General features: G+C 45.9%; 9 protein-coding genes. 4 read left to right on the top strand and 5 right to left on the bottom strand.

Features of this window, described 5'->3' with window-relative positions:
- Positions 1 to 108: 108 nt before the first annotated feature.
- The 5 genes from D0X99_RS11855 to D0X99_RS11835 all read right to left on the bottom strand — a co-directional run bounded on the left by D0X99_RS11855 (position 109) and on the right by D0X99_RS11835 (position 9590).
- Positions 109 to 2589: a hypothetical protein gene (locus D0X99_RS11855; RefSeq protein ID WP_119478040.1), complete on the bottom strand. Its 2481-nt coding sequence runs from the start codon at positions 2587 to 2589 to the stop codon at positions 109 to 111.
- Positions 2590 to 2702: 113 nt separating this feature from the next.
- Positions 2703 to 3767, bottom strand: a complete 1065-nt coding sequence (locus tag D0X99_RS11850) for a hypothetical protein (protein ID WP_119478039.1) — start codon at positions 3765 to 3767, stop codon at positions 2703 to 2705.
- A 442-nt stretch (positions 3768 to 4209) separates the two neighbouring features.
- Positions 4210 to 6471: a xanthine dehydrogenase family protein molybdopterin-binding subunit gene (locus tag D0X99_RS11845; protein ID WP_119478038.1), complete on the bottom strand. Its 2262-nt coding sequence runs from the start codon at positions 6469 to 6471 to the stop codon at positions 4210 to 4212.
- Between the two features lie 12 nt (positions 6472 to 6483).
- Positions 6484 to 6942, bottom strand: a complete 459-nt coding sequence (locus D0X99_RS11840; RefSeq protein ID WP_119478037.1) for a (2Fe-2S)-binding protein — start codon at positions 6940 to 6942, stop codon at positions 6484 to 6486.
- Positions 6943 to 7046: 104 nt separating this feature from the next.
- Positions 7047 to 9590, bottom strand: coding sequence for a TonB-dependent receptor plug domain-containing protein (locus tag D0X99_RS11835; RefSeq protein WP_119478036.1), 2544 nt, complete (start codon positions 9588 to 9590; stop codon positions 7047 to 7049).
- Positions 9591 to 10091: 501 nt separating this feature from the next.
- On the opposite strand from D0X99_RS11835, the gene D0X99_RS11830 reads away from it, so the two are divergent.
- The 4 genes from D0X99_RS11830 (at position 10092) to D0X99_RS11815 (ending at position 14087) form a co-directional block, all read left to right on the top strand.
- Positions 10092 to 10868, top strand: coding sequence for a hypothetical protein (locus D0X99_RS11830; RefSeq protein WP_158587700.1), 777 nt, complete (start codon positions 10092 to 10094; stop codon positions 10866 to 10868).
- Between the two features lie 11 nt (positions 10869 to 10879).
- Positions 10880 to 11782 carry a helix-turn-helix domain-containing protein gene (locus D0X99_RS11825; protein ID WP_119478034.1) on the top strand — a complete coding sequence of 301 codons (903 nt, stop codon included), beginning with the start codon at positions 10880 to 10882 and terminating at the stop codon, positions 11780 to 11782.
- 140 nt (positions 11783 to 11922) lie between these two features.
- Positions 11923 to 12903 (top strand): GTP 3',8-cyclase MoaA, encoded by a 981-nt coding sequence (moaA, locus tag D0X99_RS11820; protein ID WP_119478033.1) that lies wholly within the window; start codon positions 11923 to 11925, stop codon positions 12901 to 12903.
- Positions 12903 to 14087 (top strand): molybdopterin molybdotransferase MoeA, encoded by a 1185-nt coding sequence (locus D0X99_RS11815; protein ID WP_119478032.1) that lies wholly within the window; start codon positions 12903 to 12905, stop codon positions 14085 to 14087. Before moaA ends, D0X99_RS11815 begins: the two co-directional genes overlap by 1 nt.

The raw sequence follows: 14087 nt of genomic DNA, 5'->3' as shown, positions 1-14087 counted from the left end.
TTCCAATGCCATAGACCAAATGAAAAATTCAGGCTTCAAAACCTGAATTCTCATGTTAGGTCGGTTGTTCGGTTGATTGGAATATTCATTCAGGGTATCCAAAAGTCCTTATTGATAACTCAACCAGGTCGTTGCTTTGCAGTCCCGATCAGTTCGGAATCTGATCCATCGGGCTTCCAGACCATCAGGAAATTTGATCACAACGGTTTCTCCGGGTTTTACTTCCACTTCTTTCCAGGCCATCCAAGGTCCATGACCGATCGGTTCAAATTCAATAGAAAAAGTCACGATTTCTTCAGAAGCATGTGAGAGTTTCAATTCCTTTTGGTCATAGAATCCAAACAAATAGGGGTCAGAAGCTTCTCCGGATTTGATTTCTGAATTTACCCAAGGGCCTCCGTTACCTGTGGGTTTTCCCATTTTCCATAAATCATCAATCGCACCTGCCCAGATGGATAATTTCCCGTCTGTTGAAGTGATGATGTGTTCATTTCCTGTACTTTCCTTTGAATCCACACCAGTCATTACCAGCATTCCTCGGTAGGAAGCGTAATCGTTGATTTTATAGTTGTGGGAAGCAATCGGCCTGATCTTGGCATACCCATCCGCGTTTTCGGCAGGGAGCTCATAGAAGGTCCCGTGGCAATTGAAGAGATCCCGCTCGGTGGCTACCTCCCTGCAGATCCGGAGTTCCCCATTGAGGGAGGGCTCCGTAAAATTCTCCGACCCCAGCGGAAGTCTCCATCTTCTGTTTTTGTCGTCGACAATCAGGACAGAGCCTTCTTCCACCGTAAATACCTGGCTAGGGATGGCAAATTTTTCCCTGATGAACTGATTTGTTTCAGGATCGTCGGTTTTGACGAGATTTAATTTTTCATCCAGTTCGTAATAGCCGGCCTCTGTCACTTCTGTGCCATTTGCATACTTCGAGGCAGCGATTCCGAGTTTTCTCCGGTCATTTCCCAAGCCATAAAGCAAGCCTCCTGTCATTTCCTCGGAAGAAATGGGGAGAAGTCCGGCAAATAAAGTGGCCGGAGTTTTTACCCGTTTATCTTCATTTGAAAAAGCGAGATGGGCTGTGGCTTTGGTCGTTTTATCGGGAGTGATTTTGATCCACTCGCCCAATAAGTTATCCGGGAAAATCAACTTTTTGGATTGGTTGGGTTTCATTTTCAGCGAATCAATTACCCTCCAGGTTCCGTTGCCTTCTAAATCCAATGAAATTGAGAAAGTCACCTCCTCTTGTCCTTGATTTTGGATCCACAATACTTTGTTTTTCCATCCTGCAAAGAGCATGGGTTCGGAGGGAACGCCGCTTGGGATTTCTTCATTGAGCCAAATTGTGCCATTGGCCGTGGCTGGACCCAATTGATCCGGAAGATTCAAGTCAGTAAACCATAAATTGGAATTGGACTGTCCGGGGCCTTCGATTCCTCCTTTTGAAGCACGTTTATTAAGAAATTCTTTCTGAGCAGAATCATCCGTGCCAAATACAAGGCGGTCGTTCCATCTGGTGAAATCTCCGATCACTTTTAGGTAGGCAGATCTTGGGCGGATGCCTTTGGAGTTTTTGGAAGAGAAATTTTCCGGAAAATCCCAAAACATCCCATGCATGGTCATCAGATATCGCGGTGAATCAGGAGTGCCGATATCCCGGATTCTTGGCCATTCGGTATTCCAACCATGCGCTCCATCATAGCTGTGACTTGCCTTTGGGAAACGATAAAAGGTCCATCCTGATTTTTCCCTTACACCCAAAATTGCGGATTTGTGATCCCAACCCGTAGCCCATATTGGGTCATTTTCAGGATCCTTATTTCCATAGATTCCTCCGGGGCCGGTTACTTCCACAAACTGGTTTCGGCGAACTACCTTCCAGTCTTTACCGTCCCATTCGCTCAGGGATCCGGATTGGATATCAAATTGCTTAAGTGCCAGGTCTGAGGGCTCGCCGTTGTTGGAATAGACTAAAACACCTTGTCCGGAATAGGCGCCTTTGCCATGAGCCCCAGGGAGTAAATAGCTGTAAGGTTTCTCTGGGCTTAGCGTTTTGGTGTCTCGGCTGACATTTGCATCCTCATACAATTTGGTCACGGCAAGGCTGTGGACATTGACTTCGTAAAACCCTTCTTCCATCGTGGCATAATAGATTTTCCCTTCAGGATCTGTCAAATGCCGGGCATTTCCCGTATGTCGACCGGGCATTTGTGAGTAGGGGATGACGCGTAAATTGCCTTGGGCGTCGATGGCATAAGGACCGATAAAAAGTTGATTGGACTCCCGATGGACCATTCGGTTGGCAGGCGTTCCGCCGATGCTTTCGGGCCTGATAATTAGATTTAGCGCTTCATCGATTTCGTAGAGTTTGTCAGAAGAGCCATAGGGGAGGTGTGGGCCGTATGTGATGACCCAAAGTTTTCCAGCCCAAGGAACCACGGCTCCGGTGCCACACTCCCCTTCGTTGTTATAGTAGGCAAGATGAGGATAGATACCGCTAAGCTGAACAGGAGATTTTTGAAGGTTGGTCTGGGCAAGTCCCAAAGAAATTGAGAACAGGAAAAGGATGCAAGTATGTCTAAAACGGTTCATTCTTCTTTTATAATCTGTTGAAATTAAAAGAAAAACGAACTGTTTTAGCTGAGTACTTCGGTATTAAAAAGAGATTCTTTGAATTGTATTTCTTTGCGTTTTGGGCTCAAGGATTAATTCTCCAGCCCCAATCGGTTGATTTCGGCGATCAGCTTGATCACTTGTTGGTCCAATTGCTGGCTGATGGTGCTGAAATTGTCTTTGTTGATCTGTCTGCCCTGGCTGGTGAAGAAGAAATTGATCCGATCTCCATGAGGGAAAATCAGGATTCGAATTGAACTGCTCAATTGGATTTGAAGTGCCGGTGCAACAGGAGATTTGGAAGGAACAATTCTTCCGCTAAGAAGATTTTTTAATGAACTGTTGCTGAGATCCTCGATACTTACGATTTCATTCATTCCCAAGGTCAAGGGTGGTTTTTTCTTGAGACGGGCCATGATTTTTTTGAAGAAAGCCTTTTGAGTAGGTTCTTCGATTGATACTGCCAGGTTTTTTTCCCGCTGGAAGCCCAGTTCCTGATAGGTCCCGATCAACAGGTCGAAAAGTGTTTGATTTTCCGCTTTGGTTTTTTTGGCAGCCATCAACAGTCGTGAAAGGAGATAGCCCAAACTGTCGTTTTGCCCTTTCAGATTTATTTCCTGATTTTCAGAAATGAACAAGCATTCATTTTCCTCGCTTTTCTGAAAGGTTTCCTGCTCCGAAAGTGGACTGGAGAGGTAGGCAAGTGTGGTCACAGGTGCCTGATACTTAGCGAAAAGCTTATCCAAAAGATCAGTGATGAAAATGGATTTTTTGCAGTTCAATGCTCCGTGGTTTTCCAGTAGGAGTTTAGCTAAAAGCAAGGAAGTATGATGGATGTTGAGCAGCATGAATCCGCCTTCTACAGACTTTCTGACACCGATCGAAAACTTGTTGGAACTGGAATCAATGGCAATAACCAAGTCCAGACCTTGCTGTTCGGCAAAGTCAAATGCAGGCTTGACATGTCGAAAAGTAAAAGTTTCTTCCAGGTTTTTTAACGATTCAGGGATTTTTTGCCACTGAACTTCCACTTCAAGGTTGGCCAGCTTGGATACGAGTTCATCCTGGGTTTGGTCGGAGGTTATCAGAACTTTCAATCCTTCAAGTAGGATTTGAGGTTGCTCCTGAGTCACTTCACTTGTTGCAGTTTCGATCATTGCTCTTGTATTTGGTATTGAGATTATCCCAAGGGAATGGGCCTTGGGCTGTTTTTAAATTGATTTTAATCGGTGATTGAACAAGCAAAGCGATCAGTCTGTCTGTGGTGACCTCCGGACCGAAACAAATCGGATCAAAAAATCAGGAAGGGCTAAAGACTGAGGGAGAGAAATTCAATGAAGTTCAAAGGTAGTCAAAAAAGGCCGGATTGGAAGCTTTTCGGAAGGGGAGAGTTTGTTTTTGGTAGACAAAATTATGGTTTACCCTACATTTCCCCCTTTAAAGTAGGACCGGAGGATCCGATTAATAGTTAGAATTTGATTTCCCTTGGGTAAAAACTGAAGTCAATTTCAAGGGAAATTTCATAACCCCAAGGTTTTAAAAAAAGACAAAAAAAATCGCCTGAGCTTTTGACCCAGGCGATTTTATCTTGAATGTAAATCACATCTTCAGATTCTGCATCTCCAACTGCGGAGCAAATGGCTGCTCGTAGTAGCGCTTTCCGGTTGCTTTGTAGAGCGAGTTTGCCAAAGCCGCAAAGACAGGAGGGAAGAAAGGTTCGCCCAGTCCGGTCGGATCTTCTTTACTGTTTACAAAGTGAACCTCAATCGCTTTTGGAGCCTCCTTCTGGCGGATCATACGATACTTGTCGAAGTTGGTCTTGTTTGGTACCCCATCTTTGAAAGCCAATTCTCCGAAGAAAGCATTGCCGATTCCGTCCACGATGGCACCTTCGCCCATGTTGATGGAAGCGTCCGGGTTGATCACGATTCCGCAGTCGACCGCTGCATAGACTTTCTCCACTACCGGTTTGTTGTCCCTGATCACGGTGTCTACCACTTCTGCAACATAGGAATTGTGGCAGAAGTAGGCCGAAACGCCCCGGTGTACGCCAGCCGGAGGATTGCTCCACTTGGATTTTTCACGCACGAGTTCGAGTACGCCTGCGTAGCGCTTGGCATCGTAGTCGTTGTTTTCACCCACTGGATTGGTCTCGGCCCGCTTGAGCAATTCGAGTCTGTATTCGATTGGGTCTTTGCCCATCACCTCAGCCAATTCATCCAGGAAGCTTTGCTCAGCTGCCGCGATAAAGTTGGAACGTGGTGCACGGAAGGCCCCGATGGTGATGTTGGATTCGATCTGCCAGCCTTCAGCAAGGTAATTGTCGATGGCACCAGCAGGAAAACGGTTGGGGTGAATGGGTGTCTCAGGGACACCACCCGCTTTTACATGAAGTGCCAGCAGGTTGTTGTTTTCATCCAAAGCAGCACGATAGGTAGCTGAATAGCTCGGGCGATAGATGCCATAAGTCATGTCATCTTCTCGGGTATAGACCATCTTGATCGGAGCTCCAACTTTCTGCGAAATCACGGCCGCCTCCACCATGTGATGGCTGTAGGCACGAAGACCAAATCCTCCGCCCATTCGGGCCAGTTTGATGCTGATTTTTTCTTTTGGCAAGCCAAGTGTGGAAGAAAGAGCCCCCATTATGAATTCTGGTGCCTGAGTAGGTCCGTAGATTTCAGCTTGGTCTGCTGTCACATTTGCAAAGCAATTGACCGGCTCCATGGTGTTGTGCGCCAGAAATGGAGCGGTGTAGGTTTTTTCAATCACCTTCGCAGCTTTTTTGAAGGCTGCTTCCGGATCTCCGTCACGACGAAGGACATTTCCTGGTTTGGTGAGGTAGTCCGCCATTTTTGCTTTGTGTACCTCTGTACTTTCGAGGCCTGCAGGGATTTTTGCTAAAGAAGGTTGCCCATTTCGTCCAGACATCATAAAGCTGGATTCTGGGGCATTTTCCCATTCTACTTTAAGGGCCTTTTTAGCTTGAAGGACTTCCCAGGTAGAGTTACCTACGATGGCGACCATTTCTGGGAATGTCGCCGTATCAAAGAAGTTTCTCGCATAATCTTCCTTGAAAATGTTGATCGCAAATGCATCCTGGATTCCGGACATGGACAGCACGGAGGAAGCATCAAGGGATTTCAGCTTCATTCCAAAAGCAGGAGGATGTACGATGGCCGCGTATTTCATTCCTTCTACTTTTTTGTCAATACCGAAAAGTGGTTTTCCGGTAACAATGCTCGTGATGTCCACATTTTTTTTGGAGGTTCCGATGATTTTGAAGTCTTTCGGATCCTTGAGTTTTACTTCCTCAGGCACTTCCATGGTGGCTGCCAAAGAAGCCATTTCGCCGTAGCCTGCTTTTTTACCGCTTGCTTTGTGTTCCAATACACCTGCTGAGGAAGTGATTTCGGTTGCCGGTACTTTCCAGGTTTGGGCAGCGGCATTGACTAGCATTTGACGTGCAGTAGCCCCTGCTGTACGGAGTGGAGTCCAACCCTGTCGGATGCCCTGACTTCCTCCGGTAAACTGGCGCTGGAATCGCTCCGGCCAGAAATCAGCCTGCTCAACCATCACCATTTTCCAATCCACTTCGAGTTCGTCAGCCAGGATCATCGGCATGGACGTCTTGACATTGGAGCCAAATTCCGGATTAGGTGAGAAGAGTGTGACGGCTCCGTTTTCGCCGATTTTGATGTAGCTGTTTAGTTCAAACCACTCTTTTGGCAGTTCCAAAGCCTGCTCCGGAGTCGGCTTGCAGCCTGCCAGCCAACTGAAGCTTAGCATCATGCCCCCGCCCGCCAAGGCAGAGACTTTCAAAAATGACCTGCGGTCCAATTTTTTATCTAAAGTTGTCATAGGTAATTGGATTTAGCCGTTTTTAGAAGCAGTTTTTACAGCAGCTTTGATTCTCAGGTAAGTCCCGCAGCGGCAAATGTTGCCGTTCATGGCATTTTCGATTTCTTCATCACTGGGGTTTGGATTTTGCTGAAGCAAAGCAGCCGCGGTCATGATTTGACCGGCTTGGCAATATCCGCATTGAGGCACATCGTGTTCCATCCAGGCTTTTTGAACGGGGTGATCGGCATTCTCGGAAAGACCCTCAATGGTGGTGATTTCTGAATTTCCGATGCTGGAGACAGGAAGCGAACAGGACCGTACTGCATTGCCGTCCAGGTGGACTGTACACGCACCACATTGGGCAATTCCGCAGCCAAACTTGGTGCCTACCAAATCCAAGTGGTCACGCAAAACCCAAAGCACCGGGGTGTTGGGGTCCACATCGACTTGCTTGGAAGTTCCGTTGATGTTGAGATTGAAAATGGCCATAGTTGTTGAAATTAAGATTTAAAGTTAGGGATTTCCGATGGGGGTCGCCTTACGGAAATCAAACAGAAGTTTTTATAAATCAAGTTAATGAGGATGAAAGTCCTTTAAAACTCAAACGTCACACTGGTGTAATAAAACCCTCCGATTGCCGGCCCACCCAAAAAGGAGTAATAGTAGCGATTGAAGGCATTGGTGGCGCCAATCTTGAGGCTTCCAGAATTTTTGAAAATCCCTGCCGTGAGCTGTGCATCCAATGTGGAATAGCCCTCAACCCAACCCGTCGCCAAGGCTGATTCCCATAGAAAACCTGCCTGCTGACGAAAGTTGACCTGGAATCCAAGCGATTTGTACACGGAGGGATTTCCGAGGGAAAGGTTGTAATTCCATTCAGGTGTGTTGAATCCGTCTTCCAACCCATCACCCCGGGTTTGTCGGGAGAGTTTTGCGTAAGTGAAATTGCCACCAAGCTGAAAGTTTTTGAAGAAGTTGTAGCTGACGCCCAAACTGCCCCCATAATTCACGCTGACCGTTTTGGAATTGGTCCAAAGCCGATAAAGGTCTTGGGTGGAATTTTGCAGGAAATAATAGCCAAGACTGTCTCCGTTAGAGGTTTTGGGCACATTGGCGTCCAGCTGCGCCATGAGATTGCGGTATTGGTTTACATAAAAATCCGCATCCAGCGCCAATTTCCCTTTCGCTAATTCGGCACGATATCCCCACTCCAAACTCGTCACTTGTTCCGGTTCGAGGTAGGTGTAATCCGATTTTTTTAGCAAGGTTTCATTTTTGGATATGGCTTCGTCCAGACTTAGCCCCTTGGTATTGACGTCTGATTGGACTGCCCGCTGGAATAGGGAAATGGAAGCTTGAGTGTAGCTGTTTTCGAAAATTCCGGAAGACATGATCGGCAAGCCCCCGATTCGCTTTCTCCCCCCGCTGTTGATGTTGGAAAAACCTTCGAAGATGCTGGGGAATCGGTAACCGTTTTGAACCGAAAAACGGAAGCTTTGCTTGGTACGAGAAGTGTAAACTATTGCCAACCTGGGATTCAGTTTGGGTTCGAAATACTGGTTTTTCTCCAACCGCAGCACTGTGTTGATTTTTAAACGATCCTCCCAAAAAGTTTTGGAGGCTTGGACAAACCCTCCGGTTTTCCAGTACCTCAGGTTTTCTCCTGCCTCGACCGGATTGATAAAATAATTCCCGTCCGGGATGATCATGTAGGTCCGGTAGTCCAAACCATACATAACCTGAACATCCGAATTTGTCGGAAACAGCCACGAACTCAAATCCTGCTGAAATTCGGTGTGAAAAAGTTTGGCTTTAACCCGAAGGGCAGCTCCCACGTCCCAATTGTTGATAGTTCTGAGTTCCTCAATTTTGGCTGCCATTTCGGGAGTTTCAGGTTGAATCCTCCCCTCATCGGAAAGTGCTCTAGATAGATTCATCGCTTCTTCAACTGGCGACCCATTGGCTACAGCCTCGCTGTAATGCCTGGAAAAATCAGAAAACCATTGGGAGTCGGTCTTAAAACTCCGATCAATGTTTTCTGCCATGGATCGGATGTTATAAGAATTTCCGGTGTTTTCGCTAGTGAGATAGGTTCTAAACTGGATACTGGGGGAATGAACCAAAAAAGCGTGCTGTTGAGTGAGGTAATCATCAAAGCGAAATCGGTTGGTTCGTTGGTAGATGTTGTTCTGTTGAGTCGCACGGAACGTGTAGGAAAGCTCAAGATGCTTTTTTGGTCGGAAAAAAACAGAAACGTCTCCTTTGAGATTTTTTAATCCATAATCAGCCACTTCCTTTTCAGCATATCCGGTGCGACTGACTACATATCGGATTCCATTTAGGGTGAGTGTTCTCCGATTGGGAGCTTCATCTCCGTATTGGTTGACCCGGTCCGCTCCGGGATTTTGTTCCCCTGTCAATTGGGTAGAATTATTGGCTAATGGATTTAAATCCTGTTGGTTGTTGGCATGCCAATCTGTTCCCTGAATCCAAGTTCCGTTGAGTTTGATGCCCCATTTTCCTCCCCAAACTTCAGCGATTCGGAGGTTGGTTTCGGAGAAAGCAGTGCTTTTAGAGTCCGGAGAATTGACGTTGTTAACCCCGATTTTTTGGTTGATGGAAATCCCTTGAAAATCAAAAGGGTTTTTGGTGATGAACTGGGCAATGCCGTTGATGGCGTTCATTCCATAAAGGGCGGAGGCAGAGCCGGGAATAATTTCAACTGTGAGGATATCCAAGTCATTTGGGCCGAGCGAATTGGCAATCGGAGCACCTATGTGAGGGGCTTGGTTGTCCACCCCATCCACCAGTTGGACGAAACGGACATTGGTCGTGTGGGCAAAACCTCTGGCATTGATGACCCGAAATCCAAGGCTTGGGGTGATCACCTGGATTCCTTTTAGATTTTGAATGGCCTCGAAAAATCCGGGATGGGCAGATTGTCGAATGGCTTGGAGATTCAGCTTTTCAACACTGACAGGAGCCTTGAGTAGGCTTTCTTCCTGTCTGGTAGCGGTGATGATTAGTTCCCTCAGATTCTGAACCGGGACGGTGTCCAATTCCGCTTTTTCCTGACCCCAAATTCTGGCGGAGTTGAAAAAAATCAGGAGGAAAAGTGTGAGAAATTTGAAGGACATGAGAGGAAAATAGACTTCGAAAATAGCCAGTTGCCTTTAAGTTTCAAGTTTGTTGTTTTTGGGTTTATCCGCTGAGGATCCATTGCCAAAGTTCATTCCCATACAACCTAGTCCCCAGGGAGATAATTAGGTTCCCCTACTTCTAAGTTGTCTCTTTTCAATAGTTAAATCTGTAGGATGGGTTTACAATAGGATCCTACAAAATTCACTCCGATACAGGCCAATAATTAACCTTATTCAAACAATAGCTTATCAAAATCAAACAGGTGATAAATCAGGATAATTAACGGACTCATGAACCAAAGACAGAGTAACAGACTTCAAATGGATATTGAGTTCCAATTCACCCAGATTTTGATAGGTTTGTTTGAAAAACATAAGTTTTCCTTTGAAAACCATCATAATTGAGTGAGATACTTTGTTCAATTTTGCAATGGATAAAAGCTTGTTAATCTTATTTTATCCGTTTTCACCCCATCCCTATCCTAAAACATGAAAGAAATGAGAGAGAGACTTCAGCTATTCTTCCTCGTTTTGATTTTCGTAAGCTTGTCTTCATTTCCCGAAGTACTGGCACAAGAAACCCAACGCGAACCCTTGATCCGACACTTCAACGGGACTATTACCGCCACCAACAATGGTATTTCCCTGATTCCATCTTTCACCCTTGGTAAGCCGGCAGTGTTTTTTGACTTGAGTGTGGGCGGGGAGCGACTTTCTTTCGATCCCATGTTCCGCTTTGGAATGGACGGAAAGCCCTGGGCTTTTGTGTTTTGGTGGAGATACAAGGTGGTAAAGGATAGACGATTTACGCTCAACGCGGGGGCGCACCCGGCGTTTATTTTTAGCGAAATGCCGGTAATGGTGGATGGAAAAGAGGAAAAGATGCTGGTGACCAAGCGGTTTTTAGCGGGAGAATTGACACCGATGTATAAAGTTTCCAACCGATTCAGTTTTGGCTTGTATTACCTCCAAGGGCATGGGTTCAATCCCACACCTCCTTACAATACCAATTTCCTGGCTTTGAATGCAGTGTTTTCTGAGTTGCCTTTGTTCTGGAATATGGAATTGCGGGTCAATCCCCAGTTTTTCTTTCTTCGTGTGGATGATACCTCCGGAACTTATGTTACCTCAACTTTTGCGCTCAAAAAGAATGATTTTCCAATTGGAATCACGTCTACAATGACTCAGAAAATCAACTCCACTGTCCCTGGGGATGATTTTGTCTGGAATGTGGGCTTGTACTACAACTTTGCCAACGACTACAAAAAAGATTAACCCTTGGAACTATGGAAAAAGCAGAATCACTGGAGGAATTTTACAAAAGGAAGTTCAATTGGATTCCAGAGAACCTTAAAAATGACCTTGGACATTTCAACTTGTTCAGACTCGAACCTTACCTAGAAGGAAAGTTAAAGGCAGTTCCTTACCGCAGAAGGGACTTTTACAAAGTGATGTTTTTCAAAGGTGAATCTACCGTTCATTATGCGGACCGTGTGTACGAAGTCAAAAAGCAGGCGCTTTCCTTTTCCAATCCTTTAGTGCCATACAAGTGGGACCATATGAGCGAAAATGCTTCGGGCGTGTATTGCATTTTCAACCCGCATTTTTTCATGAATTTCGGCCAAATCCAGCAATACGAGGTGTTTCAGCCCAATGGCACGCACGTATTTGAGTTGACTGATGATGAAGCTAAAAAAGTGGGGGAAATTTTTGCCCGAATGAAGGAGGAGTTTGATTCGGAGTACAAGTACAAATACGACGTATTGAGAAATCTCATCTTTGAGCTGATTCATTTTGGAATGAAGCTGCAGCCTGCTGCAGTCCAGCAAACCCAGCATGGAAATGCTTCACTGCGTATTGCCTCCATTTTCCTGGAGTTGCTCGAGCGTCAGTTTCCGATCGATGAAAGCCATTCTTCCATTCAGCTGAGAGCCGCTTCGGATTTTGCGGAGCAATTGAATGTCCATGTCAATCACCTGAATCGCGCCGTGAAGGAAATGACAGGAAAGACAACCACTCAATTGATCGGGGAGCGAATTCTTCAGGAGTCCAAAGTGTTGTTGAAACACAGTTCGTGGAATGTGTCCGAAATTGCCTTCTCACTTGGATTCAATGAAGTCACCCACTTCAATAATTTCTTTAAAAAGCAGATTAATTTAAGTCCAACTCAGTTTAGGAAGGGGAGTTAATTTTGAATGAAGAATGTTAAGTCTAGAATTGGAGATTAAGAGATCAGAGATTGCAGCCGGATTTCAATTCATTATTCATAATTTCGGTTATTGGGTTATTTCTATGCGTTTTTCACCACACAATTCCCTAAACTAGGGCTATGCTTAAAGATTCTTTCGGACGTATTCATGATTACCTGCGAATCTCGCTGACGGATAATTGCAATTTCCGTTGCAGTTATTGTATGCCTGTGGAGGAAATGGAATGGATGCCGCAGTCCAAACTGATGAGTAAGGAGGAGATTTTGAAGCTGGCGGAGACTTTTGTTTCGCTTGGGGTCAAAAAGATCCGCCTGACGGGAGGAGAACCTCTGGTCAGAAAGGAATTTCCTGAAATCTTGGCTGGAATCGCCAAAATGAATGTCGAAACGACCATTACCACCAACGGGGTATTGATTCATAAGCACATTCAAGGACTTAAAGATGCGGGCGTTCGCTCGGTCAACGTCAGCTTGGACACGCTTAACCGTGAGAAGTTCCAAAAACTTACACGAAGAGATCAGTTTGATCAGGTTTGGAACAACATTCTGTTGCTTTTGCAGGAAGGTTTTAGAGTCAAAGTGAATGCGGTTGCTTTGCATGGCATGATCGAAGAGGAAATCTGTGATTTTGTAAGAATCACGGAAAAATTGCCGCTTCATATCCGGTTTATCGAGTTTATGCCTTTCAGCGGAAATCACTGGAACAGCCAAAAAGTAGTGACGGCAGCTCAAATGCTGGAGTTGGTCAAGACTGAATTTGACGTGACCAAACTGGAAGACCAAAAGCACGACACGGCCAAAAAATACCAGGTTCCGGGTTTTGTCGGAACTTTTGCCTTCATCACCACGATGAGCGAGCATTTCTGCGGAGACTGCAACCGGTTACGGCTGACTGCCGACGGAAAGATAAAGAATTGCCTTTTTGGCAAAGAAGAACTGGATTTGTTGGCAGCCTTGCGATCCGGACAGGAGGTTATTCCATTGATTGAAAAGTCCGTGGCAAGAAAGCATGCCGCCCTGGGAGGTCAGTTTTCCCAAGACTACCTCAAAGCGGATCCGGATAAAATCGATAATCGAAGTATGATCACAATCGGTGGATAATGGTTGAATTCATCTCAGTTTCCGAAGCCAAAAATATTCTTCAAGCGCAAAAAATAACCGGAAGTTCGGTCTTTTTGCCTTTGGGAAAATGTCTGGGTAAAATCACCGCTGGTCCAATTTTGGCACCAATGGATGTGCCGTCTTTTGACAATTCGGGCATGGACGGGTATGCCATAGCCTGGGATGATCAAGGAGAAGGTCGGGAAGTACTGGGCATAATTCAAGCGGGTGACCGTCCGGATTTTGTGCTCGAAAAAGGTAAAGCAGTAAGGATTTTTACCGGTGCTCCGGTTCCCCAAGGTGCGGATACTGTGATTCCCCAAGAGTACATTGACCGAACAGGAGAAATGATTTTTTTTGATTCCGGTAAATTTTTCAGAGGAGTCAATGTTCGAAAGAAAGGCGCGCAATGCCGGGTAGGTGCTGAGGTCGTTCCTGTCGGAACAAAGATTACTCCCGGGACAATCGGTTTGCTGGCTTCTTTGGGACTTCAGGAAGTCGAGGTAGTTTCTTCTCCAAAAGTCGCGTTGATTTTGACCGGTGATGAAATCGTTGAAACAGGAAATCCACTCCGACCGGGTGAAATCTACAATGCCAACGGACCTTCCATTCATGCCGCTTTGGCATTGTTAGGCATCAGCGACGTCACGGTATACAAAGTCAAAGACGATCAGGAGGAAGTGACCCGGATGGTTGAAACAGCCCTTGAAAATTCGGATGTTCTCCTGCTTACAGGCGGAATTTCTGTCGGTGATTTTGACTTTGTCAAGGGAAGCCTGGAGCAAAACGGTGTCGAACAGCTATTCTATAAAATCAAACAACGCCCTGGAAAACCCTTGTTTGCAGGCAGAAAGGGAGAGAAGCTTGTTTTTGCCTTGCCAGGGAATCCTGCTTCAGTTTTGACCTGTTTCATTCAGTATGTAAGACCATGCCTGATGGAATGGATGGGGAATCCAGAAGCTTGGGCAGGCCCGAGTTACTTACCCACTGCATCCGATTTCAACAAGAAAGTAGAGCTGACTTTCTTCTTAAAAGCAAAGCTGGAGAACGGCAGGTTACACCTGCTGCCGGGTCAGGAATCCTTTAACTTATTGCCTTTTGGCGTGGCCGACGGATTGGTTGAAATCCCGGAAGCTGCGGAGCACGTGGAAGAGGGGAGTTTAGTGGCGTTTTATCCTTGGTAA

It is taken from the genome of Algoriphagus lacus (assembly GCF_003583985.1).
Classification (GTDB): domain Bacteria; phylum Bacteroidota; class Bacteroidia; order Cytophagales; family Cyclobacteriaceae; genus Algoriphagus; species Algoriphagus lacus.
Note: the sequence above shows the minus strand (reverse complement) of the source record. Positions and strands in the feature narration are given on the sequence as shown.

Bases quoted from the DNA above. Each gene is read 5' to 3' on its own strand.
- D0X99_RS11855 (WP_119478040.1), bottom strand. From the start codon at position 2,589: ATGAACCGTTTTAGACATACTTGCATCCTTTTCCTGTTCTCAATTTCT.
- D0X99_RS11845 (WP_119478038.1), bottom strand. From the start codon at position 6,471: ATGACAACTTTAGATAAAAAATTGGACCGCAGGTCATTTTTGAAAGTC.
- D0X99_RS11825 (WP_119478034.1), top strand. From the start codon at position 10,880: ATGGAAAAAGCAGAATCACTGGAGGAATTTTACAAAAGGAAGTTCAAT.
- D0X99_RS11835 (WP_119478036.1), bottom strand. From the start codon at position 9,590: ATGTCCTTCAAATTTCTCACACTTTTCCTCCTGATTTTTTTCAACTCC.
- D0X99_RS11850 (WP_119478039.1), bottom strand. From the start codon at position 3,767: ATGATCGAAACTGCAACAAGTGAAGTGACTCAGGAGCAACCTCAAATC.
- D0X99_RS11830 (WP_158587700.1), top strand. From the start codon at position 10,092: ATGAGAGAGAGACTTCAGCTATTCTTCCTCGTTTTGATTTTCGTAAGC.
- moaA (WP_119478033.1), top strand. From the start codon at position 11,923: ATGCTTAAAGATTCTTTCGGACGTATTCATGATTACCTGCGAATCTCG.
- D0X99_RS11840 (WP_119478037.1), bottom strand. From the start codon at position 6,942: ATGGCCATTTTCAATCTCAACATCAACGGAACTTCCAAGCAAGTCGAT.
- D0X99_RS11815 (WP_119478032.1), top strand. From the start codon at position 12,903: ATGGTTGAATTCATCTCAGTTTCCGAAGCCAAAAATATTCTTCAAGCG.